The following is a 22546-nucleotide window of genomic DNA, read 5'->3' as shown; positions in this document are numbered from 1 at the left end:
ACGGTGTAAGATGGTTTCAGAACGAAAAATGATTTTTAACTTATCCAGTTTTGAGAGAACAACGTTCTCTTGATTGAAATTGTGTGGTGATGATGGCAAGAAGGTCACACCTGTTCCCATGCCGAACACAGAAGTTAAGCTTCTTAGCGCCGATGGTAGTGAAGGGTTTCCCTTTGTGAGAGTAGGACGTTGCCACGCAAATACAAAAGACATCATCTCCGGATGGTGTCTTTTTTTGACGTCTATTCAATTTAAAAAGGCTATTCGTCAAATACTGTGGATGTTTCAAAAATTTCTTATAAAATAGAACGATTTGCTTGAAAGAGCCCTGGCACCGTCTTAAGCCTAAAGTCTTAAGAACTTTCAAGCTCCAAACACAGCCTAATCGTTAAAGCGTTAATGCAGTATCATTCACATAGAATACTTTGCAGGGATTACAAGTAATCTTGCGTAGCAACTAAATTCAATTAATAAGACTAAAAAGTCTATCAGATAAATCATATTACTTAATAGTTATCCTATCAAAGCCCATGATTTTTTCGTCAGTATAAATAATGTCGTCTCGTCAACTTAATACGCATTATTTAGCATTGCGGCTAAAGCTTAGGATTTAAGGAATAATAGTCCGAAGAGATTGGCTTTAGACAGTGATTAGTGCCTTACAAAAGTTATTTTGTTTGTTGACATTTTTTTAAAGCTATCACACTACTTATTAAAAAAATTATTACTCCGAAAAAAATAATTAACCGACTAAATTCAGCTAACGGCATTAAAGGTTATAGATTTACAATTGTTTTGCGGGTCCTAAAAAATTGTGTCACGTGAAACAATTTGAAACAATTAATCTAAAAAATACACCGTCAAAGTTCGCTGTTTTAGCTAACCTTGACGGTGTATTTCTATACTATTCCTACGTTTTCAGATAACTAAGTAAAATTCAATTATCTAATAACATTTTGAGTTTCAGGATCAAAGAAATGTGCTTTGTTTAAATCAAAAGACAAGTCAATAAATTCTCCTGGATTATGGAAATCTCTAGCATCCACTTTTGAAATGAACTCTGTACCATCCACTTTTGTATATAACATTGTTTCAGCTCCCAGTAATTCTGATACAACTACTTCAGCATGAACAATACTATTTGGGTTAGCATCTAATACAATCTGTTCACTGTGAATGTCTTCAGGACGCATACCGAAAATAAGTTTTTTTCCTTCGTAGCCTTTAGCTGCAAGATTTTTTGCATTGCGTTCATCCAAAGTAATGGATAATCCTTTACCATTAGAGATCACATTGTTAGTCAAAGTAATGTCAAAGAAATTCATTGCTGGAGATCCAATAAATCCTGCAACAAAGACGTTCACAGGAGTATTGTAAACCTCTTTAGGACTACCGATTTGTTGAACAAATCCATCTTTCATAATAACAATACGGTCTGCCATCGTCATTGCTTCTGTTTGGTCATGAGTTACATAAATAGTTGTTGTATTTAAACGGCGATGTAATTTTGCAATCTCAGCACGCATAGCTACACGTAACTTTGCATCTAAGTTTGATAATGGCTCATCCATTAAGAATACTTTAGCATCCCGAACGATAGCACGTCCTAAGGCAACACGTTGACGTTGTCCACCAGATAATGCTGCAGGTTTACGTTTTAAGAAATCTGTTAAACCTAAAATTTCAGCTGCTTCTTCAACTCGTTGTTTAATTTCTTCTTTTTTGTATTTGCGTAGTTTCAATCCAAAAGCCATATTATCGTATACTGTCATATGAGGGTATAAGGCATAGTTTTGGAAAACCATTGCAATATCACGATCTTTTGGAGCAACATCGTTGACTAATTTATCTCCAATATATAGTTCACCTTCTGAAATATCTTCAAGCCCAGCAACCATCCGTAATGTAGTTGATTTCCCACAACCAGAAGGACCAACAAAGACAATAAACTCTTTATCTTTAATGGTTAAATTAAAATCTGTTACAGAAAGAAAATCATTATTCTCATATTTCTTATTAATATTTTTTAAAGCTATTTCTACCATGCTATTCACGTATCCTCTCGTAGTTGACTAAATTAGTATAAAACAATCATAATGTAAACGCTTTTTTTAAGGAAGGGGAAACTGCACAAATCATTTTGCTATTAATTGTGCAAGTTGCACAGTAAAGCTGAAAAGAAATAAAGTAGAAGATTTTTTGAGGGAATCGCTAGTTGATTCAATTTTTGTTATAATTGATAAGTTAATGAATTGGATATGAAATGAGGAAATAGAAGATATGGAAAAAAAACGTGGATTTGAAGTAATCACAGCCTATCAGTCAAAGGGAATACAATTACCGATAAGAGCAACCAATCACGCAGCAGGGTATGATTTTGAAGCAGCAGAAGATACAATTGTGCCTTCTATCTGGAAAGTGTTATTTAAAAACATTGCCCGGGAAATGAAACCGAAAGAAACAAAATTAGCCTATTTAGCAGAAAATAAAAAATATTTGAAATCTACGCTTGTGCCAACCGGTATTAAAGCTTATATGGGTGAAGATGAGTACTTGCAGTTGGCTAATCGCTCAAGTAACCCGATTAAGCACCAATTGATTTTACCTAATGGTGTCGGTATTATTGACTCAGATTATTATAACAACGAGAATAATGAGGGACATATCTACTTTCAATTTATTCACTATGGTTTAACGGATCATGTGATAAAAAAAGGAGATCGAATCGGACAAGGTATTTTCATGCCATTCTTGAAAGCAGATGCTGACAGAGTAACAGGTAATATTCGTTCAGGTGGTTTTGGATCTTCCGGAAGATAAACTTTGTATTAGGACATAAAAAATAAGAATATGAATTTCTATTGAAAAAAGCTTGAATTAATCTGCCTTTTAACGGTTTCAATGCCTATTCTAATCGCTTTTATGGTAAAATAAAATTAAATCATTTTAGAAACTTAGAAGGTGGGCTGAATAGGTGGCGAAAAAGAAAGCAACTAAATTTGTCTGCCAAGCATGTGGTTATGAATCACCGAAATGGATGGGACGTTGTCCAAACTGTGGTAGCTGGAATCAAATGGAAGAAGAAACTATGGCAGATAAGAATGACCGTAGAAGTCGTGTGAGCATGACTGGTAAAGCTGCTAAGGCTGAAGCTATTCAAGATATTAATGTATCAAAAGTACCGAGAATCAAAACACAGCTAAAAGAATTAAACCGTGTTTTAGGAGGCGGAGTGGTACCAGGATCGCTTGTCTTAATAGGGGGAGACCCAGGTATTGGTAAGTCTACACTTTTGCTGCAAGTTTCGGCGCAGTTAAACTTGGCTGGCGGAAAAGTTTTGTATGTAAGTGGTGAAGAAAGTGCTAGTCAAATTAAAATGCGTGCAATTCGATTAGGTGTAAAAGGTTCAGATTTTTATATTTACCCTGAAACCGATATGGGTGCAATAAGACAGACAATTGAAGATTTAAAGCCCGATTATGTTATTATAGATTCTATTCAGACGATGAATCAGTCAGACATTACAGGAGCAATAGGAAGTGTTTCTCAAGTTAGAGAAAGCACCGCTGATTTACTAAAAATTGCTAAAACAAATAATATTGCTATTTTTATTGTGGGACACGTTACAAAAGAAGGGTCAATTGCCGGTCCGCGTATGCTAGAGCATATGGTAGATACCGTGCTTTATTTTGAAGGAGAAAGACACCATACATTCCGCATTTTACGAGCAGTCAAAAATCGATTTGGTTCAACTAATGAAATTGGGATTTTTGAAATGCGTGAAGGAGGTTTGGTAGAAGTATTGAATCCTTCAGAAATGTTTTTAGAGGAACGGCTATCTGGAGCTACAGGTTCTGCTGTAGTAGCTTCAATGGAAGGTTCGCGTCCTATTTTAGCTGAGATACAGTCTTTAATCACACCTACTGCTTTTGGAAATGCCAGACGGACAGCAAGTGGGTTAGATCATAACCGAGTTGCTTTGATTATGGCTGTTTTAGAAAAAAGAGCTGGCTTATTGTTGCAAAATCAAGATGCGTATTTGAAATCAGCTGGTGGCGTTAAAATAGATGAACCAGCGATTGATTTAGCTATTGCTATTAGTATCACATCTAGTTATCAAGAAAAAGAAACAAAAGAGACCGATTGTTTTATTGGAGAAATGGGCTTAACCGGAGAAATTAGACGAGTGAGTCGAATTGAACAACGGGTAAATGAAGCCGCTAAGTTAGGTTTTAAACGAATTATGATTCCAAAAAATAATATCGGTGGTTGGGAATTCCCACCAAATGTAGAAATTATTGGCGTTGTAACAATAGCTGAAGCGATAAAGAAAGCTTTTTCTTAAAGTACAAGCACTAAAAAAACGAAATGGAAAGCTTCCTACTTTTTTAAAAAAAGTAGGAACACCATTTATAAAGAAGGAGGAATAGTTTTGGTTAAAAAAATCATAACCGGTATCTTTATCCTTATCGGTGGAAGTATTGGAGCCAGTTTGATGCCAATCGCATGGAACATGGCAAGTGTTGAAAATGTATATGTTAATAATGTAGTCACAAATATTCTGATTGGTGCTATTATATTTTTATTTATTTCTTTTTTATCTGTGGCATACATTGAACAAGGTTTTAAAAAAATCGAAACTTTTTTAAGTCAACAAAGTGTGACCTATTTATTATTCGGAAGTTTAGGAACCATTATAGGGTTAATCCTAGCATGGCTGATTAGCGTAGTGCTGATTGGGATGAATATTCCAGTAATCAGTGATGTCATACCGTTTGTTCTTGTAGCTGGTTTTGCGTATTTAGGTTTTCGTGTTGGAACAACACGTAGAGACGAATGGCGTAAATTATTTCAAGCAAAAACAAAAAAGAATGTAGAAGATGAAGACGGAAAAGTTTTAGAGCGTAGAGCAGACGAAACTTTTCGTAAATATAAAATATTAGACACAAGCGTTATTATTGATGGAAGAATTTATGATATTGCTAAAACAGGTTTTCTTGAAGGAACGATTTTGATTCCTAATTTTGTTTTACAAGAATTGCAGTATATTGCCGATTCTTCGGATAGTTTAAAACGAGTGCGTGGTCGTAGAGGGTTAGACATATTAAATGCTTTGCAAAAAGAAGATGATATGAAAGTTGAAATGTACGATGGTGATTTTGAAGATATTGCAGAAGTTGACAGCAAGTTAATTAAGTTAGCAAAATTATTAGATGGTGTTGTTGTCACGAATGATTATAATTTGAATAAAGTAAGTGAATTCCAAAATGTACCAGTCTTAAATATCAATGAATTGGCAAATGCAGTGAAACCAGTTGTGATTCCTGGAGAAAATATGACGGTTATGATTGTAAAAGCTGGAACAGAACGTAGCCAAGGTGTAGCTTACTTAGATGACGGAACGATGATCGTTGTTGAAGAAGGACAGCACTTTATGAATAAAACGATTGAAGTTGTGGTAACTAGTGCACTTCAAACAGCAGCTGGGCGAATGATCTTTGCCAAACCAGTTCACTCACAAAAAGGCATTAAAGAAAAAGATTAGGAGCGGGTGCGATGAATAAAGACTATGAGCTGGTGTTATTGGCAGCTGGTCATGGAAGGCGCATGCGTGCTTCTAAAAATAAAATTTTATTGCCGTTACTAAACAAACCGTTGATTGAATACCCATTAAATGTATTTTTAAAAGATGATTATTGCAGTCATATTATTTTAGTTGTAAAAGAAGATGAAGTTGAATTGATTCATGATTTGCTGCGACAAGAGCATATGCTTAGCAAAAAAAAGATCACTATTGCTATAGGCGGAATGGAACGACAGCATAGTGTTTATAATGGATTGCAAAAATTGGAAAATAAAACTTCAGGCATTGTGATGATTCATGATGGCGCAAGGCCTTTTATTGAACAGACAGCCATTCGTCAATTATACGAAGAAGTTCAAAAAATTGGTGCAGCTATTTTGGGTGTACCAGCAAAAGATACAATTAAAGCGGTATATCCTGATCATACCGTTAAAGTTACGTTGCCAAGAAGCGAATTATGGCAAATCCAGACTCCTCAAGCTTTTGAGAGCTCATTGGTTCTTCAAGCACATGAAAAGGCTAGAACAGACCATTTTTTAGGAACAGATGATGCTTCGTTAGTTGAGCGAATAGAAAAAGAAATACGAGTAATAGAAGGTTCTTACGATAATATAAAAATTACCACTCCTGAAGACATGGTAGCTGGAGAAGCTATTTTGCTTCACAGAGAACAACAAAGCAAGTAGAAGGAGGTTTGGATTATGTTTCGAATAGGACAAGGCTATGACGTCCATCAATTCGCTAGTGAGAGACGCTTGGTTGTCGGAGGAGTAGATATTCCTTTTGAATACGGATTATTGGGTCATTCTGACGCCGATGTGTTGCTTCATGCTATTATAGATGCTCTTTTAGGGGCAGCTGGTAAAGGCGATATAGGGCGCCATTTTCCTGAGACAGATGAACAATTTAAAAATATCGATTCGAGAGAATTGTTGCGTAAGGTATGGAGCATGCTAAAAAAAGAAGGCTATACGATTGGAAATATCGATGCTACTATTGTAGCTGAAACCCCTAAAATGGCTCCTTATTTAGAAAAAATGATAGAAAATATAGCTTATGATTGTCAAACAACTATCCAACATGTTAACGTAAAAGCAACAACATCTGAAACGATGGGTTTTGTTGGACGAAAAGAAGGTATGGCAGCAATGGCTAGTTGTTTGATAGAAAAATTAGAAAGAAAACCTGCACCTATTTCATTCACTTAGATTTCACTAGATAAAAAAATAGAAAGAAAAGAGGAAATAATTATGACAAAAAAAGTTCGTGTACGTTACGCGCCAAGCCCAACAGGACATTTACATATTGGGAACGCTCGTACAGCGCTATTCAATTATTTATTTGCACGACACAATGGTGGAGACTTCATCATTCGTATTGAAGATACTGATTTAAAACGCAACATTGAAGGTGGAGAAACAAGTCAATTAGAAAACTTGAAATGGTTAGGTATGAATTGGGATGAAAGTCCTGATAATCCAGGGAAATTCGGACCATACCGTCAATCAGAACGCAGAGAGATTTATGACCCGTTAGTGGAACAATTATTATTAAGCAATCGTGCATACAAATGCTACTGTTCAGAAGACGAGTTAGAAGAAGAACGCGAAGCACAAAGAGCTAGAGGAGAAATGCCTCACTATGGTGGTAAATGCGCTCATTTAACGGCTAAAGAACAAAAAGAAAAAGAAGCATCAGGAATTGAACCGGTTATTCGTTTCCGTGTGGTGAAAGAAAGCACATATCGTTTTGAAGATATCGTAAAAGGATCTATCTCATTTGAAGCTGAAAGTATAGGAGGAGATTTTGTCATCATTAAACGTGATGGCATGCCAACATATAACTTTGCAGTTGCTGTAGATGATCACTTTATGGAAATTACTCATGTTTTACGTGGGGACGATCACATCGCTAATACGCCAAAACAATTAATGATTTATGAAGCGTTTGGCTGGGAAGCTCCTCAATTTGGCCATATGACATTGATTATAAACAGTGAAACCGGTAAAAAATTAAGCAAACGCGATGGCAATATTCTTCAATTTATCGAACAATACCGCGAATTAGGGTATCTACCAGAAGCTATGTTTAACTTTATTTCTTTGTTGGGCTGGTCTCCAGTTGGAGAAGAAGAAATTTTTGACCATGATACATTTGTTGAAATGTTCGATGCAGAACGTTTAAGCAAATCTCCAGCTGCATTTGATGCTAAAAAACTGGAATGGATCAATAACCAATACATGAAAAAAGCTGATTTAGAAACGGTAACAGCATTAGCTATGCCGCACTTGATTAAAGCAGGGTATGTTGAAGAAAATGCAACACCAGAGAAAAAAGAGTGGGTCCAAAAAGTCGTTAGCCTGTATCACGAACAAATGAGTTATGGTGCAGAAATTGTGGAACTATCAAGCTTGTTCTTTAGTGAAGAACCGGTAATCGATAGTGTAGCAAAAGAAGTTTTAGAAGGCGAAACAGTGCCAGAAGTCTTAACCGCTTTTGCTAAACAATTAGAAGAAATCAAACCTTTTGATGCTGATGAAATTAAAAAAGCAATCAAAACGGTTCAAAAAGAAACAGGTATCAAAGGGAAAAATCTGTTCATGCCAATTCGTGTAGCGGTAACTGGACAATCACATGGCCCAGAAATTGGCCCAACAATTGAACTGCTTGGTCGTGAAAAAGCACAAGCTCATTTGCAAGCAGCATTAGCAAAACTATAAAACTGAATTAAATAAAATTAAAAACGATGAAGAGAAAGAGTAACCCAATTAAAATCTAAAGAGAGTCTGTATTGGTGGAAGCAGATGATAGCGATTGGGTGAAGTGCGTCTCTGAGTTAAGGAGTTGAATGTTAAGTAGACTCTTATCGGTCAACACCCGTTACTGTGTTAAAGGTCGCTGATTCTAGAGTTAGAAGTTAGGCGATAAAGAAAAGTGGAACCACGCAGCAGCGTCTTTTAGTATAAGAGACGTTGCTTTTTTTGTAAAAAAAATTAACAATAGAAAGATACGAATAAGGTGGAATAGAATCAATGTGGAGATTGAGAGAAGACATTCAGACCATTAAAGAGAATGACCCTTCAGTTAAAAGTACCCTTGAAATTCTGTTAACGTACCCTAGCTTTTATGCTATTATTTTTCATCGAGTGTCACATAGTTTATACAAGCGGAATAGATTTTTGCTCAGTCGCATGATTGCTAATTTTTCTCGTTTTTTAACTGGGATAGAAATTCATCCTGGTGCAACAATCGGTAGGCGACTATTCATCGACCATGGCATGGGAGTCGTGATTGGAGAAACAGCAACTATCGGAAATGATGTCGTTATTTTTCATGGAGTGACATTAGGTGGAACAGGGAAAGATACTGGCAAAAGACACCCAACGATTGGGAATGACGTTTTGCTATCCGCACATGTACAAGTTCTTGGACCTATAACGATTGGAGATCACTCCAAAATTGGAGCATCAGCAGTTGTTTTAAGTTCTATACCACCTCATTCAACGGCAGTAGGAATTCCTGCTAAAGTTGTTAAGGTAAATGGTGAAAAAGTTTCCCGTTAAACCTAAATTCAAATAGAAAAGGAGAGTAGCTATGTTAAAAATCTATAATACATTAACTAGAAAAAAAGAAGCCTTTATTCCAATAGAAGAAGGCAAGGTTAGAATGTATGTTTGTGGACCAACGGTTTATAACTACATTCATATTGGGAATGCTCGTAGCACAGTAGCTTTTGATACGGTTAGACGTTATCTAGAGTACCGTGGATATGATGTGAATTATGTGTCAAATTTTACAGATGTGGACGATAAAATTATTCGTACCGCAAAAGAGTTAAACTTAACTGCTCCAGAAGTGGCTGACAAATTTATTGCGGCTTATCATGAAGATACGCATGCTTTAGGTGTAGAAGAAGCTAGTCATCATCCGCGAGTAATGGAAAATATGCCTGATATCATTGATTTTATAGCAGTATTGATTGAAAAAGAGTATGCTTATGAGGTAGATGGCGATGTTTATTACCGTACCAGAAAATTCAAAAATTATGGTGAATTAAGTGATATTTCAATTGATGAATTGGAAGTTGGAGCAAGCAATCGATTAAACGCCCAAGAAAACAACAAAAAAGAAGATCCATTAGATTTTGCTTTATGGAAAGCAGCTAAAGAAGCAGAAATCAATTGGGAGTCTCCATGGGGACCTGGTCGTCCAGGCTGGCATATAGAATGTTCTGTAATGGCTACAAAATATTTAGGTGATACAATCGATATTCATGCTGGCGGACAAGATTTAGCTTTTCCACATCATGAAAATGAAATTGCCCAAAGTGAAGCGAAAACTGGCCATCCATTTGCACATTATTGGATGCACAACGGTTTTGTGACAATGGATAATGAGAAAATGAGTAAATCGCTAGGGAATTTTGTCTTGGTTCATGATATTATCAAACAAGTTGACCCGCAAATTTTACGTTTCTTTATGGCAACGACTCAATATCGTAGACCAATCAGTTACAGTGAAACGACCATTGAAGAAGCAAGAGCGAACTTAACAAAAATAACAATGGCTTTTGATAATGTAACTTACCGTTTGAAAGATGCAGCCGCAGTAGGAGAAGATGATCAAGAACAAATCAGTCAGTTCAAGTTGTTTAAAGAAAACTTTGTTACGGAAATGGATGATGATTTTAATTCTGCTAATGGTATTACAGTTATTTACGAAATGGCCAAGGCAATGAATATCTATAGCGAGCGGACGGTTGTTTCTAAAGTTGTTCTTGAAGCGATGTTGCATCAATTCCAAGAGTTAGTTCAAGTTTTTGGTATAACGTTTGGTGAAACAGAATTGTTAGATGAGACCATTGAGCAATTAATTGAAGAAAGAAATGCAGCGCGCGCTGCAAAGAATTTTCAACGCAGTGATGACATTAGAGATCAGTTGAAAGAAGAAGGCATCATTTTAGATGATACACCGCAAGGAACTAGATGGAGAAGAGGATAATAAACGATATGACTGAAAAAAATTGGGCATTATTAAATGGGTTAGCATTAGCGTATGTGGGAGATGCTATATATGAAATCTACATTCGTGATTATTTAGTAGGACTAGGCTATACAAAACCAAGTCAATTGCACAAAATGGCTACTCACTTTGTATCTGCCAAAGGTCAAAGTTTTTTGATGCATGAAATGCTAGCAGTAGAGGATTTTTTAACCGAAGAAGAAGTGACAATGTACAAACGAGGCAGAAATTCTAAAAGCTATACATCTGCAAAGAATGCAGATATCACAACCTATCGTGTAGCTACTGGATTTGAATCATTGATGGGCTACTTGCATTTAGCAAAACAAACGGAGCGAATGGAAGAATTGATCCATTGGTGTATTAAAAAAGTGGAGGATACAAAAGATGACAAGAGATAATAAAAATTTCGATAAACGAAACCGACAACCTAAAAAACCAAATTTTTCAAAAAAAACAGACAGAACAGAAAGGAAATTTGTTAAGCCAATTGAGGATACCGTTGAAGAGCAAGAGACAGATCGTGATTTAGTCGCCGGGCGCTTGCCTGCTATTGAAGTATTAAAATCTGAACGTGATATCAATAAGATCTTTTTGCAAGAAGGTTTAAGTGGATCTAAAATGGAAGAAATTCAAAATTTAGCAAAAAAACGTAGTGTTCAAATCTCATTTGTGCCTAAATCTAAATTGGATCAATTAGTTGACGGAATGAATCACCAAGGAGTAGTTGTTGCAGCTTCTGCTTTTCAGTATGCAACGATTGATGATTTATTTGCAGTTGCAGCTCAAAAAAATGAAGATCCATTTTTCATCCTTTTGGACGGCGTTGAAGATCCGCATAACTTAGGTTCGATCATGAGAACCGCTGATGCTATTGGAGCACACGGAATCATCATTCCTAAAAGACGAGCTGTAGGTTTAACGGCTACTGTTGCTAAAGCTTCAACCGGAGCGATAGAGCATGTAGCGGTTGCACGAGTAACCAATTTAGTTCAAGCTATAAAAGAATTAAAAGAACGCGGATTATGGTTGTATGGAACAGACATGGAAGGTCAAGATTACCGACAATGGGAAACTACTTTACCTATCGGATTGGTAATGGGCAATGAAGGAAAAGGCATTTCTCGTTTAGTAAAAGAACAAATGGATGGTATGATTACTATACCCATGACTGGACACGTTCAAAGTCTGAATGCTAGTGTAGCTGCAAGTTTATTGATGTATGAAGTATACCGTGGAAGAAATAAAATTTAGTACAATAGTTTAAAGAGGAAAGGGGGTCAAATAGCATGAAAAAAGAGTTGTTAATTGTTGATGGATACAATATTATTGGGGCATGGCCGCATTTAGTGAAACTAAAAAATCAAGATAAGATGGAAGATGCCAGAGACTCATTATTGCATGAGTTATCCAACTACCAAAAATACACCGGCATAAAAATTCGTGTGATATTTGACGCCCAGTTTGTTCCTGGGATCCAAAAATCGTATGAAAAATATCAATTAACGGTTGTTTTCACGAAAGAAGGAGAAACTGCGGATAGTTATATAGAACGTGTTGTTGGAATTGAGAATACGATAGTTACACAAGTGACAGTCGCCACAAGTGATCTTGCTGAACAATGGATTGTTTTTCAAAAAGGTGCTTTGCGAAAATCAGCTAATGAACTCTTTAGTGATGTCAAACGTATCAAAAAAGCAATTGAAGCCGATACTAAAGAGTATCGATTGCAAAGTTATCGTAGAAATTCACCCTGGTCGCATCATCAAATGGATAGATTGGAAAAATTGAGAGATGATTTAACGAAATATTAAATGCTATTTTGAGAGTTTTCGAGAATGGTAGACAATCTAAATAACAAACGTTATCCAATTAATCTTACTAGTTCAGCCACTTAAAGGAGGCAATAGGTTTGGCCAATGAAGAAGATGCAATCTCACTTATGAGCGACGACGAATTGATCAACATAATCAAAAATGGAGATGGGTATCCGTTCCAAATTTTATTTAGGCGTTATCATCCTTTGGTAACCAATTTAACAAAAGAGTACTACCTTAAAAGTTATGAGCAAGAAGATTTATGGCAAGAAGCGCGGATGGTCTTTCACAAGACAATACAAACTTACGATAAAGGTAAAGGACACACGTTTGGAAATTTCTACAAGTTGAATTTTAAACACCATATTTTCAGTTTGATTCGAAAAGATATGGCTAAGAAACGGCGGATCGAAAAAATTGCTGAATCATTAGATGGCATGTTAGAAAAGGGAATGAGTCCTCAGTACATAATGAATGGAAAAGAAGGACTGTCTGCGTTAGATATTTTACAAGTTAAAGAAAAATTAGCTGGCTATCACCATACATTGTCAAATTTAGAGCAGCAAGTGTTTTCTCTGTACTTAAAAAATAAAGAAATTGATGAGATTGCTCAGCAATTAAATTGTGATAATCTGCAAATAAAAAATGCGTTAGACCGTTGCAAGCGTAAAATGAAACAAGTATTGGAAAACTAGCTGTTACTGAAATGTTCACAAAAGAAATTTATAAGTGAAAAAATGAAAGCGTATCCTTTTAAACTTCTGTTTTTTTGAGAAATAAAAATTCTACCATTCTCGTAAGTTTTTAAAACAAAACAACAAGACATAGGCCAGATGAAAGATGCCTATCTCTTGTTGTTTTATACTGATTTAAAGTTTAAATCGTTCTGTCTAATAATGACATAGTTACTTTACGAATAATTTTTTTTTCTGGACTATCTGGTAATTGATTAATGCGTGTTAAGGCTTTTCGGGTGTATTTACCAGCCAACTGTTGTGCTTCGTCCAATCCGCCTAAATCCGTTACCAATTGTTGGACTTTAATGGTGTCTTCGTTTGTTATCTTCTCTTTTTTTTCAAGTAGTACTTGAAAAGCAGAATGATCTTTTCGCATAGCATAAATAAGAGGTGCGGAATAGATTCCTTGTCTCACATCTTCTAAAACAGGCTTTCCAAAAGATTCAGCTGTTTGAGAATAGTCTAGTATATCATCCATAATCTGAAATGCCATTCCAATATGACTTCCAATATAATAGCAATTTCGAGCAAATCGTTCTGATTGCCCACCTTCTAGCGCACCTGAATAACAAGCAAGAGCAAATAATTGAGCTGTTTTTCCAGATATTTGAGTCAAATAATTCCGAACTGTTATTTTTTGGTTGTATCTTAAATGCATTTGGTCAATTTCGCCCATTAAGATTCGTTCCATCCCGTTGGTGTTAATCTGCATTTGTTTCATAGAATTAGAATAATCAGTTAGCAGTTTAAATGACACGGTAAATAAATAATCACCAGCATACACAGCTACATCTTTGCCGTATTTTGATTGAATCGTTGATTGACCACGGCGTTTAGGGGAGTCATCAATGACATCGTCATGAATTAAAGTAGCCATATGCAGTATTTCAATAGCAGCCGCAAAAGCGCGTGCTCGGCGAGGATCATGATCCTCGCCAAACGTTGAAAACAATAAGGTGAAAGCTGGACGAACCAGCTTTCCGCCAGTATGCATCATATCCATTAAAGCATGTTCAATTGATTTATTGCGAAGATGGATTCTCGAATCCATTAATTCGATTGTTTGCATTAATTCAGACTGTAATTCAGGGTAGGCTTCCCACATTGGATGAATCTGCATGTGTATTCCCCTTTCATTTCATAAAGTTAAGTACAATAAAATTGTGACTTTTAAGAATTTGTACATGTAGTGTTACGTTGCTTTTTCTTGTTAAGTTGCTGAGTATGACTTTGGAAATTTTTTAGTGTTCGCACATGAGTCATTAGGTAATTAGCTGCAATGCCAATCGCGATACCGGATAAAATTCCCATAAAGGATAGAATAGGCAAGTAAAGCATGACGGTCCAAGTCTGGGAGATCCAACTTGCGACAACTAATTGACCAACATTGTGCAAAATACCTCCAGTAGCACTGATTCCAATGATACTCACTCGCTTTGGTCCAAGTTGCTTTACTGCTAGCATCCCAACATAACTCAGCATGGCTCCGGCGCAACTGTACATAAACGTAGACAATGTACCTCCAAGAAGAGTCGTCATAATAAGCCTCATCCAGACTACAGTAAAACTATCTTTTAATGGTAAAGTAAAGATAGCTACGATAGTAATCAGATTAGCAATACCAAGTTTAGCACCTGGAGCAAATGCAAAAGGAAACGGGATGCTCCTTTCGACTAAACTTAAAACAACAGCTTGTGCTGCTAATAATGCAATATATACAAGTTTTTGATTTCGAGTCATAGACACCAGTCCTTATTTAGGTGAGATTAGTTGAATAACGAGTGCTTGTTTGTGTAGCAAATCAAAAATAACAAGAGACAAAAAAGAACAGCTCGTTCGTTCTTCTTTCTATCTTAACATTTTTTTCTACTCCATACATGAAGTTTAGCAGCAATTGATCCATAAGAAAATGAGTGGAGGTAGAGAGACCTACCTTCACTCATCTAGTATGAATAATCTATAAAATCATTTTTTATTTGTATAAAGATTTAGGTGTACCGTACCACCATTTACCGGCAAATTTTTGAATCCATGGAATCACGTAGTAGTCTAAACCAAATGCGCGACCAGAACCATTCATCAAAGCAATAGCAGCGAAGATAAACCAAATGTTGACCCAGTAGAACATACCAGATAAAGCAAAGCTGACAACTAAAGCAACAGTAGCAGCATTAGCTAACCAAGTGAACAAACCAGCAATGATAGCTAAACCAATAGCAATTTCCACACAAGTCATGAACTTTTGGAAAATTAAAGCGACTTCAGGAGTTGGAATCATGAATTCCATAATGCTGTTAAACCAACCAGGAGCATGATCGAAAACCATCATCGGTTCTTCACCGTATACATAGCTTAGGCCAAAGATCGGTTTTGCGACTTCTGTAACGTCACCGGCGGCCTCTGAAGCTCCACTAGTTACATCTTGCAACCATGAAAATGGTAAAGCTACGTTATCACCAAACCAACTTTGAGAGCCGAATAAACCAAAGGCCTTTTTAACTCCTTCAAAACACCACATACTACCATAGAAGACTCTTAAAGGAACGCTCCATAAAACATTACCGTAACGAGAAAGGTGGCCACGGAAAATATTCCGTTGATCTTTAATGTGGAAGAATTCATGGAATAAATATTGTACCATGTAGTATCCAGAACGAATATCTAAGAAATATTTTAAGTTAACAATGTGTTTCATTAACATAGCTAAGAATCCGCTAAGGTGGAATTTATCCATTAAATAAGCAACGCCATATTTAGAACCGATTGAAACCATAGTACCTTGATAATTTGATTCGAATTTATGTTTTTCATTTCCTTCAATAGCTGCAATAACATTTACTGCTGCAGTGTGACCAGTTTGTTCAGCAGCTTGTACGATTTGAGGAGTTGGTTTTCCTTCTTCTTCCTCATAGTAGACAAGATCTCCAATAACATAAACGTTTTCTAACCCTTTAGCTTCCATAAATTCGTTCGCAACTAAACGACCAGCACGAGCTTGTTCCATTCCGAATTCTGCTGTATCTGTGTTCGCTTTAACGCCAGCGGTCCAGACTAATGTTTTTGTAGGAATTTCTTCACCAGATTTCAATAAAACTGAATCTGAACCAACACTTATAATTGGAGCATTTTTCATAATCTTGATGCCTTTTTTCGTCATGAAGTTTTCAGCTTTATCAGCATCTTGACGAGGAAGAGTATTCAAGATAGTTGGAGCAGCTTCTACAACTATCAATTCAATTTCTGAAGCGTCAAATTTATATTTGTTCGCTAAAACAGTTTTCCAATCTAATAATTCTCCAACCATTTCAATCCCTGTAAATCCAGAACCACAAATAACGAAACGCATCATTGCTGCGCGTTTTGCTGCATCGTGTTCGATAGCTGCAGCTGCAACTGTTGTTTCAATATGATGACGTAAGCGAACTGCATCTTCTAATGACCAAAGAGTGAAGCCATTTTCCTTAACACCAGGTGTTCCGAAATCATTGGGTTCTCCACCCATTCCTAGAACTAAATAATCATATGAATAAGAGCCATTTTCAGTTACAACCATTTTTTTGTCGTGGTCAACAGCCGTAACGTTATCAGTTACTAAGTTAACATTTTTCTTACGAGCAAATAATCTTTGTAAATCGTATTGGATTGCTTCAGGTTCAACGCGTCCTCCAGCCACTTCATGTAATTCTGTCATATAAGTAAGATAAGAATGGCGATCGATCAAAGTAATCGTAACATCTTTATTTTTTTTCAGTTTTTTAGCTAATTGTTTTGTAGCAGCAACACCGGCAAATCCAGCGCCAACAACAACCACATTTGTTTGAGTCATTTTTTTCGAGCTCCTTTTTTAATCGTTTTTTTTCATAAGATTTATACTATAAAGAAAAATAAGTTAATAAAATAAACTGAATAATTAAAATAAAACCGAGTTAGTTAAAAGTTTCACAATTAACTAATAAACATAGTATACAAAAAAAAACTGATATGTCCACGTTTTAAAAAGGGTTTTTTCAAAAAAATAATTGGCTAATGAGTTTTTTTATGAAATAATTATCAAACTCTTGTTTAAAACACTGTTAAATCAATAAAAAAGAATAAAGCATCAAAATGCCGAAAATGTCACATTATGGACAAATTCCCTTTAGTAACAACGAACAGGTGCTTTTTTTCAAAAAAAAAAATGATAACTAAAAAAAACGTTGTAAAGTTTTTTTCTTAATATAAGAGCAAGTTTGTGATAAATAAATAAGTAAAATCAAAGGATTATTGAAATATAAATGAATAAAAAAAATGGAAATTAAGTTAAAAACATTGATATCACCTAATTATTTAAAATTATATAGAAGGAACAATGGGAATGAATTTTCAAAATGACAATATCATGTGAAAAAGTAGACAATAAAAAAGAAAACGGTTATACTATTCACGAATGGTCGACCGAATGAAAAATTTTTATTAGGGAAGCTAGAATTTAAAAATAGGTAGGAGATTAATTATGAAATTCAAAACAGGTTTGAAATTGGCATCAGTCGTTTTTGCTTCGACATTTATTTTGACAGCATGTGGTTCTGAGGATACAACGAGTTCGACTGAATCTGGCAAGTTAGAGGATGGTCATTACATATTAGAAGAAAAGAATTTTGATGACAATGGTTGGAGCGTTGTTTTTAACATGACTACGGAAGGCGGAAAAATTACAGAGTCTGACTATGATTATGTCAATGATGCTGGAGATTTGAAATCTAAAGACGCAGAGTACCAAAAAATAATGGAAGAAAAAGTGGGGACTGGTCCTATTGAGTATATTCCGGTATACAACAAAGCTCTAGTTGATAAACAAGACCCTTCATCTGTAGAAGTTATTTCAGGAGCAACTCATTCTCATGACTTATTTGTGGAGTATGCACAACAATTGGTTGATGCAGCAGCAGAAGGTAAAACAGAAACAATTGAAATAGATAACTAAACCTTCTTTATGAAGAACTTTTTACCAAAGGAAATACTTTTGGTAAGGATTGTAAAGGTTGCTATTAAATGACATAATATAGGGGTCTTGGATAAATTTCTAAGACCCGTTTATTTTAAAAAAAAAATTAGTGAAATGATATACAAACAGCTAAATGACTAAATTATGAGGAGTTTTTTTTATGAAGAAAAGTAGCATTATGAAAGCAATGCTGTCTATACTAGTTGTGTCGTTCCTGATTGTTGGGTGCGGAAAAGCAAGTAATACTAAAGAACGTGCATTAACCGATGAACCTTTTGAAAGAACTGAATTTTTGATGGGAACGGTTGTGAAAGTTACGATTTATAATCAAGATAAACAAGCAGCCTTGGATGCGGCTTTTAATCGAATTGAGGAACTAGCGGGTTTGATTACCGTTGATGAAGTAGACGGAGGTTCAGAAGTTGAAAAAATCAATGAACAAGCAGGTATAAAACCTGTCCAAGTAACCGATGACTTGTATTATTTATTACAGGCGGCTTATGACTATAGTAAAAGTACGTCAGGCAGCTTTGATATGACTATCGGACCAATCACGGAATTGTGGCATATTGGTTTTGATGATGCTAGAAAGCCTGAACAATCTGAAATCGATGCTGCGTTGACATTAATTGATTATTCGAAAGTGGAATTTGATGATGAAGCTCAAACAGTTTATCTTCCAGAAAAAGGTATGCGAATAGATTTAGGAGCTATTGCTAAAGGATTTATTACAGATGAAGTAGTGGATGTGTTAAAAGAGTACGAAGTAGATACAGCAATTGTTGATTTAGGTGGAAATATTTATGTATTAGGAGACAGCGCTAGAGGCGAAGATGTGGGTTGGAATGTAGGGATTCAAGATCCGTTTGAAACACGTGGGAAGATAATAGGTTCTTTAGTTTTAAGTAACAAATCAATTGTAACATCCGGAATTTATGAACGGTTCATTGAAGTAGATGGTGTAAATTACCATCACTTAATGAATCCTGAAAACGGGTATCCTTTTGATAACGAGATAGCAGGAGTAAGTGTGATTACTAAAAAGTCTATTGATGGTGATGGACTGTCAACGTCGCTATTTTCTAAAGGTTTGAAAGAAGGCATGAAATATGTTAATACATTGGAAGATGTTGATGCAATATTTGTAACGAAAGATAAAAAAGTCTATGTTTCTGACGGTTTGAAAGAATCATTCAAGTTAACAAATGATGACTTTACATTAAAATAAAAACAAAGAGGGATAAAGATGCCGATAACGACCTTTTTTAAATTAGTAGAGATTCAAACGAAACTAGCTAGTTTTTTTCCTTTCCTATTAGGAACGCTATTTGCAGCTTATTATTTTAATGCGTTCAATCTAATAAATACACTTATCTTCTTTGTAGCAATGCTTATTTTTGATATGACAACAACAGCTATCAATAACTTGATGGATTATCAAAAAGCTAAAGATAATGGATATAAAGATGAAGTAAATGTGATTGGACAAGAAAAAATATCGGAAAAACTAGTCATTCGTCTTATTATAGGAATGTTGATTGTTGCAATGCTCTTAGGTTTTTTGCTCGTATTTAGAACGAATATCATTTTATTAGTAATAGGTGCAGGTTGTTTTTTTATAGGGATTTTTTATACTTTTGGACCAATACCCATTTCAAGAATGCCTTTAGGCGAGCCTATTTCAGGATTAGTAATGGGGTTTGGTATCTTTTTCATTGCAGCTTTTGTAAATGTTAAAGATACTAATTTATTAAGTTTATTATTTTCAAAACAAAGTTTTATTCTAGAAGGAAATCTAGTTTCTATTTTGTCACTGTTTTTTGTATCATTGCCAACGGTATTTTTAATTGCCAATATTATGTTGGCAAATAATACGTGTGACTTAGAACAAGATATTATTAACCATCGTTACACTTTGCCTTTTTATATTGGTAAAAAGCAAGCTGTTCAATTATTTAATGTGTTAGTATACTTGAGTTATGTAGTGATTGTTTTAGCTGTTTTATTAGGACTGTTACATCCTGTTTTGTTGCTCTTGTTGGGAACGATAATACCTATGAGAAAAAATTTAGCTGTATATAATGACAAACAGGTGAAATCAGAAACATTTATAATTGCGATAAAAAACATTGTTTTATTTAGCAGCAGCGAAGTTGTGTTGCTAGCTGTTAGTCTGTTGTTTAAGTAAATGTGAAAGAGCGTGTTGACATGTTTCGTAAGTGATGGTAAATTATGTAAGATGTCATTCGTCCGTAGAAATAGTAGGGAATAGGTGAAAAAATGAGTGGTAAAAAAACATCTTTAGCTTGTTCTGTTTGTGGGTCTAGAAATTATTCTAAAAAAGTAAATGAAGGAAATCGCACAGAACGCTTAGAAGTGAAAAAATTCTGTAAATATTGCAATCAACATACATTACATCGTGAAACGAAATAACCAAAAAAGTCTCAATGCCAATTTGGAGGGAACAAAAATGAAGAAAATAAAAAACTTTTTTGGCGGCGTACGCCAAGAAATCAAAGCAGTTACTTGGCCTACTGGTAAAGAACTTAGAAAGTATACATTGACTGTTTTTGTGGTCTGCCTATTATTTGCTCTTTTCTTTGCGGTTGTTGACTTTGGAATCGATGCAATCTTAGATTTGATTCTATAAGATGACTGGAATAGAGAAACCACTAGCGTGAAGCTTTGCGTGATGGTATAATAAATTCACTAATGAATGCACGAAACCTTCTTTAAAAGTAAATGAAGGTTTTTTTGTATGTTGTGAAAAATAAATTGACTAGCCGCTATCAAAAATATAACTGGCAATAACTAATGAATAGGAGTGATACACGTGGAAGAAATAGAAAGTGCAAAACAGTGGTATGTCTTACACACATATTCTGGCTATGAAAATAAAGTAAAGCAAAATATCGAATCTAGAGCAAATAGCATGGGTATGGGGGATTATATTTTCCGAGTTGTTATCCCTGAAGAAGAAGAAAAAGAAGTGAAAAATGGTAAAGAAAAAGTGAATATGAAAAAAACTTTTCCTGGATATGTTTTAGTTGAAATGATCATGTCTGATGATTCTTGGTACGTTGTTCGTAACACGCCGGGTGTAACCGGCTTTGTTGGATCACATGGAGCAGGTAGTAAACCAGCTCCGCTTTTGAATTCAGAAATAGAAGTTATTTTACGTCGTATCGGTATGAGTGCTCGTCATCAAGAAATTAACTTTGAAGTTGGCGAAACAGTTACGATCATTGAAGGAGCATTTAGTGGCCTGACAGGTAAAATCACTGAAATCGAAATGGAAAAAGCGAAACTTAAAGTTAATGTTGAAATGTTTGGTCGTGAAACAAGTACAGAACTTGATTTTGAACAAGCAGATAAACTGTAAATTGGTGAATACTACGGAGCATGTTTTAGATGAAGCGTAGACTACAAAAAAGAGCTTGGGCAGAAATGCCAAAGTTCTTTTTTTGTAGATGGGATATGAATTATTGAATAGTGAATGAGTAGTATACATCTCCGGTAGTGCCGAGTTTATCATAGCTTCGTTCGTTAAATGTAATGGTTTAGTTGTAATTGTGCTAAAATATGCGGGTAATTTATCCAAAATGTTGCTGTTGCAGTCGGACGACTATAAGACTCGTCACGGTTAACAATTAAAATCAGCTTATAAATAGGATGTTCTTGGAATTTAAATACGATTAAACACATGGTCAGTCCACCACCTACTTTATTTACAAGTATATGCTAAAGAGTGGTATGGTATACTAGAAAAAACGGAATGAGCAGGTGAAGGTTAATGAGAGAACTTATTTTGTTACTCGCGAATAGTGTAAATGAGGTTCATGATATTTTGAATCAGATATTTGGTATGAGTATGTCTGATAAAGATCTGCATTTTTGGGTTTTTGGGATCATGGGTATCATTTTATTTCTAGTTGTTTATATTATATTTAAGATAATTGAGAAATGGAAATTTAGTGCAACGATTCTTTCATTTATATTCACTTTTACAATGATGACTGTGCTGGTCTTTGCTATTGAAATTCAACAAGCGATTACAAATCGAGGCAATATGGAGTTTGCGGATGCTGCAATGGGGTTATGGGGATTTATTGTCTTCTTTGCTCTATATACCATTATCGTTGGGATTATTTATAGTATCTATTCTCGTACTAAGAAGAAAAAGAAAGTGGCCGCGCTAGATAAAAAAGACGGTAACTTGAAAGCGACGACGCAAGAACCGGAAGAAAAAGCGACGGTTTATCGTTCACAAGTTAAAAAAACAACTAAGTTTAAAAAGTAGTTGCAAATCCATTATTTGAATGGTATAGTATTTTGGTACGTTTTACGTATGCGTCAAATGTGGGAGGGGAAATATTAACCCCATTAACCACATCACGGACTC

General features: G+C 35.3%; 24 protein-coding genes, 1 rRNA gene and 1 other annotated feature. Of the genes, 20 read left to right on the top strand and 5 right to left on the bottom strand.

Annotated elements, in window-relative coordinates; translation table 11 throughout:
* Positions 1–82 precede the first annotated feature (82 nt).
* Positions 83–198: ribosomal RNA gene (rrf, locus tag BP18_RS10665) — 5S ribosomal RNA — on the top strand.
* A 743-nt stretch (positions 199–941) separates the two neighbouring features.
* Here the strand turns inward: rrf and BP18_RS10660 are convergent.
* Positions 942–2045, bottom strand: a complete 1104-nt coding sequence (locus tag BP18_RS10660; protein ID WP_007724649.1) for an ABC transporter ATP-binding protein — start codon at positions 2043–2045, stop codon at positions 942–944.
* Between the two features lie 235 nt (positions 2046–2280).
* Between BP18_RS10660 and BP18_RS10655 the strand changes: the two genes are divergently transcribed.
* The 12 genes from BP18_RS10655 to BP18_RS10600 all read left to right on the top strand — a co-directional run bounded on the left by BP18_RS10655 (position 2281) and on the right by BP18_RS10600 (position 13118).
* Positions 2281–2820, top strand: coding sequence for a dCTP deaminase/dUTPase family protein (locus tag BP18_RS10655; RefSeq protein ID WP_007724647.1), 540 nt, complete (start codon positions 2281–2283; stop codon positions 2818–2820).
* A 154-nt stretch (positions 2821–2974) separates the two neighbouring features.
* Positions 2975–4345: a DNA repair protein RadA gene (gene radA, locus BP18_RS10650; protein ID WP_029278151.1), complete on the top strand. Its 1371-nt coding sequence runs from the start codon at positions 2975–2977 to the stop codon at positions 4343–4345.
* 87 nt (positions 4346–4432) lie between these two features.
* Positions 4433–5545: a PIN/TRAM domain-containing protein gene (locus tag BP18_RS10645; protein ID WP_007724641.1), complete on the top strand. Its 1113-nt coding sequence runs from the start codon at positions 4433–4435 to the stop codon at positions 5543–5545.
* Positions 5546–5556: 11 nt separating this feature from the next.
* Positions 5557–6270 carry a 2-C-methyl-D-erythritol 4-phosphate cytidylyltransferase gene (gene ispD, locus BP18_RS10640; RefSeq protein WP_007724638.1) on the top strand — a complete coding sequence of 238 codons (714 nt, stop codon included), beginning with the start codon at positions 5557–5559 and terminating at the stop codon, positions 6268–6270.
* A 15-nt stretch (positions 6271–6285) separates the two neighbouring features.
* A complete protein-coding gene (ispF, locus tag BP18_RS10635; RefSeq protein ID WP_007724635.1) occupies positions 6286–6792 on the top strand; it encodes a 2-C-methyl-D-erythritol 2,4-cyclodiphosphate synthase in 507 nt (168 codons plus the stop codon).
* Between the two features lie 42 nt (positions 6793–6834).
* A complete protein-coding gene (gene gltX, locus BP18_RS10630; RefSeq protein WP_007724632.1) occupies positions 6835–8304 on the top strand; it encodes a glutamate--tRNA ligase in 1470 nt (489 codons plus the stop codon).
* 17 nt (positions 8305–8321) lie between these two features.
* Positions 8322–8545, top strand: a binding site (T-box leader).
* Between the two features lie 71 nt (positions 8546–8616).
* Positions 8617–9147 (top strand): serine O-acetyltransferase EpsC, encoded by a 531-nt coding sequence (epsC, locus tag BP18_RS10625; RefSeq protein WP_007724630.1) that lies wholly within the window; start codon positions 8617–8619, stop codon positions 9145–9147.
* Positions 9148–9178: 31 nt separating this feature from the next.
* Positions 9179–10585 (top strand): cysteine--tRNA ligase, encoded by a 1407-nt coding sequence (cysS, locus tag BP18_RS10620; protein ID WP_007724626.1) that lies wholly within the window; start codon positions 9179–9181, stop codon positions 10583–10585.
* A gap of 8 nt (positions 10586–10593) precedes the next feature.
* Positions 10594–11007, top strand: coding sequence for a Mini-ribonuclease 3 (locus BP18_RS10615; RefSeq protein WP_007724623.1), 414 nt, complete (start codon positions 10594–10596; stop codon positions 11005–11007).
* On the top strand, positions 10994–11860 hold the full coding sequence (rlmB, locus tag BP18_RS10610) for a 23S rRNA (guanosine(2251)-2'-O)-methyltransferase RlmB (RefSeq protein WP_007724620.1): 867 nt from the start codon (positions 10994–10996) through the stop codon (positions 11858–11860). The genes BP18_RS10615 and rlmB overlap by 14 nt, the downstream gene beginning before the upstream one ends.
* Before the next feature lie 35 nt (positions 11861–11895).
* Positions 11896–12420, top strand: coding sequence for an NYN domain-containing protein (locus BP18_RS10605; RefSeq protein WP_029278156.1), 525 nt, complete (start codon positions 11896–11898; stop codon positions 12418–12420).
* Between the two features lie 98 nt (positions 12421–12518).
* Positions 12519–13118 carry a sigma-70 family RNA polymerase sigma factor gene (locus BP18_RS10600; RefSeq protein WP_007725893.1) on the top strand — a complete coding sequence of 200 codons (600 nt, stop codon included), beginning with the start codon at positions 12519–12521 and terminating at the stop codon, positions 13116–13118.
* A gap of 181 nt (positions 13119–13299) precedes the next feature.
* On the opposite strand, the gene BP18_RS10595 is transcribed toward BP18_RS10600, so the two are convergent.
* From BP18_RS10595 to BP18_RS10585, 3 genes are all read right to left on the bottom strand, one after another.
* Positions 13300–14280, bottom strand: a complete 981-nt coding sequence (locus BP18_RS10595; RefSeq protein ID WP_035050617.1) for a polyprenyl synthetase family protein — start codon at positions 14278–14280, stop codon at positions 13300–13302.
* A 50-nt stretch (positions 14281–14330) separates the two neighbouring features.
* Positions 14331–14900 carry a Gx transporter family protein gene (locus BP18_RS10590; RefSeq protein WP_007725887.1) on the bottom strand — a complete coding sequence of 190 codons (570 nt, stop codon included), beginning with the start codon at positions 14898–14900 and terminating at the stop codon, positions 14331–14333.
* Positions 14901–15132: 232 nt separating this feature from the next.
* Entirely contained in the window at positions 15133–16986 is a 1854-nt protein-coding gene (locus tag BP18_RS10585; RefSeq protein ID WP_007725884.1) for an FAD-dependent oxidoreductase, read from the bottom strand.
* Between the two features lie 666 nt (positions 16987–17652).
* On the opposite strand from BP18_RS10585, the gene BP18_RS10580 reads away from it, so the two are divergent.
* The 6 genes from BP18_RS10580 to nusG all read left to right on the top strand — a co-directional run bounded on the left by BP18_RS10580 (position 17653) and on the right by nusG (position 21526).
* Positions 17653–18123 (top strand): FMN-binding protein, encoded by a 471-nt coding sequence (locus BP18_RS10580; RefSeq protein WP_007725882.1) that lies wholly within the window; start codon positions 17653–17655, stop codon positions 18121–18123.
* A 181-nt stretch (positions 18124–18304) separates the two neighbouring features.
* Complete coding sequence (locus tag BP18_RS10575) at positions 18305–19372, top strand: FAD:protein FMN transferase (protein ID WP_029278159.1); 1068 nt, start codon at positions 18305–18307, stop codon at positions 19370–19372.
* A gap of 18 nt (positions 19373–19390) precedes the next feature.
* Positions 19391–20332 carry a 1,4-dihydroxy-2-naphthoate polyprenyltransferase gene (gene menA / locus BP18_RS10570; RefSeq protein WP_035050615.1) on the top strand — a complete coding sequence of 314 codons (942 nt, stop codon included), beginning with the start codon at positions 19391–19393 and terminating at the stop codon, positions 20330–20332.
* 92 nt (positions 20333–20424) lie between these two features.
* Complete coding sequence (gene rpmG / locus BP18_RS10565) at positions 20425–20577, top strand: 50S ribosomal protein L33 (RefSeq protein WP_013712055.1); 153 nt, start codon at positions 20425–20427, stop codon at positions 20575–20577.
* Between the two features lie 37 nt (positions 20578–20614).
* A complete protein-coding gene (gene secE / locus BP18_RS10560) occupies positions 20615–20794 on the top strand; it encodes a preprotein translocase subunit SecE (protein WP_029278392.1) in 180 nt (59 codons plus the stop codon).
* A 183-nt stretch (positions 20795–20977) separates the two neighbouring features.
* Positions 20978–21526, top strand: a complete 549-nt coding sequence (gene nusG / locus BP18_RS10555) for a transcription termination/antitermination protein NusG (RefSeq protein WP_029278391.1) — start codon at positions 20978–20980, stop codon at positions 21524–21526.
* A gap of 164 nt (positions 21527–21690) precedes the next feature.
* On the opposite strand, the gene BP18_RS12475 is transcribed toward nusG, so the two are convergent.
* Positions 21691–21849, bottom strand: a complete 159-nt coding sequence (locus BP18_RS12475) for an NRDE family protein (protein WP_081835493.1) — start codon at positions 21847–21849, stop codon at positions 21691–21693.
* Positions 21850–21937: 88 nt separating this feature from the next.
* Between BP18_RS12475 and BP18_RS10550 the strand changes: the two genes are divergently transcribed.
* A complete protein-coding gene (locus BP18_RS10550; protein WP_029278388.1) occupies positions 21938–22444 on the top strand; it encodes a membrane protein in 507 nt (168 codons plus the stop codon).
* Positions 22445–22546 lie beyond the last annotated feature (102 nt).

This window comes from Carnobacterium jeotgali MS3 (assembly GCF_000745125.1).
Lineage (GTDB): Bacteria > Bacillota > Bacilli > Lactobacillales > Carnobacteriaceae > Carnobacterium_B > Carnobacterium_B jeotgali.
Note: the sequence above shows the minus strand (reverse complement) of the source record. Positions and strands in the feature narration are given on the sequence as shown.

Coding starts and splice junctions, on each gene's coding strand:
- ispD (WP_007724638.1), top strand. CDS start 5,557: ATGAATAAAGACTATGAGCTGGTGTTATTGGCAGCTGGTCATGGAAGG.
- BP18_RS10575 (WP_029278159.1), top strand. CDS start 18,305: ATGAAGAAAAGTAGCATTATGAAAGCAATGCTGTCTATACTAGTTGTG.
- BP18_RS10615 (WP_007724623.1), top strand. CDS start 10,594: ATGACTGAAAAAAATTGGGCATTATTAAATGGGTTAGCATTAGCGTAT.
- cysS (WP_007724626.1), top strand. CDS start 9,179: ATGTTAAAAATCTATAATACATTAACTAGAAAAAAAGAAGCCTTTATT.
- BP18_RS10595 (WP_035050617.1), bottom strand. CDS start 14,280: ATGCAGATTCATCCAATGTGGGAAGCCTACCCTGAATTACAGTCTGAA.
- BP18_RS10660 (WP_007724649.1), bottom strand. CDS start 2,045: ATGGTAGAAATAGCTTTAAAAAATATTAATAAGAAATATGAGAATAAT.
- BP18_RS10655 (WP_007724647.1), top strand. CDS start 2,281: ATGGAAAAAAAACGTGGATTTGAAGTAATCACAGCCTATCAGTCAAAG.
- BP18_RS10580 (WP_007725882.1), top strand. CDS start 17,653: ATGAAATTCAAAACAGGTTTGAAATTGGCATCAGTCGTTTTTGCTTCG.
- BP18_RS10590 (WP_007725887.1), bottom strand. CDS start 14,900: ATGACTCGAAATCAAAAACTTGTATATATTGCATTATTAGCAGCACAA.
- menA (WP_035050615.1), top strand. CDS start 19,391: ATGCCGATAACGACCTTTTTTAAATTAGTAGAGATTCAAACGAAACTA.
- BP18_RS10585 (WP_007725884.1), bottom strand. CDS start 16,986: ATGACTCAAACAAATGTGGTTGTTGTTGGCGCTGGATTTGCCGGTGTT.
- BP18_RS10550 (WP_029278388.1), top strand. CDS start 21,938: ATGAGAGAACTTATTTTGTTACTCGCGAATAGTGTAAATGAGGTTCAT.
- rpmG (WP_013712055.1), top strand. CDS start 20,425: ATGAGTGGTAAAAAAACATCTTTAGCTTGTTCTGTTTGTGGGTCTAGA.
- secE (WP_029278392.1), top strand. CDS start 20,615: ATGAAGAAAATAAAAAACTTTTTTGGCGGCGTACGCCAAGAAATCAAA.
- epsC (WP_007724630.1), top strand. CDS start 8,617: ATGTGGAGATTGAGAGAAGACATTCAGACCATTAAAGAGAATGACCCT.
- gltX (WP_007724632.1), top strand. CDS start 6,835: ATGACAAAAAAAGTTCGTGTACGTTACGCGCCAAGCCCAACAGGACAT.
- BP18_RS12475 (WP_081835493.1), bottom strand. CDS start 21,849: ATGTGTTTAATCGTATTTAAATTCCAAGAACATCCTATTTATAAGCTG.
- ispF (WP_007724635.1), top strand. CDS start 6,286: ATGTTTCGAATAGGACAAGGCTATGACGTCCATCAATTCGCTAGTGAG.
- BP18_RS10605 (WP_029278156.1), top strand. CDS start 11,896: ATGAAAAAAGAGTTGTTAATTGTTGATGGATACAATATTATTGGGGCA.
- rlmB (WP_007724620.1), top strand. CDS start 10,994: ATGACAAGAGATAATAAAAATTTCGATAAACGAAACCGACAACCTAAA.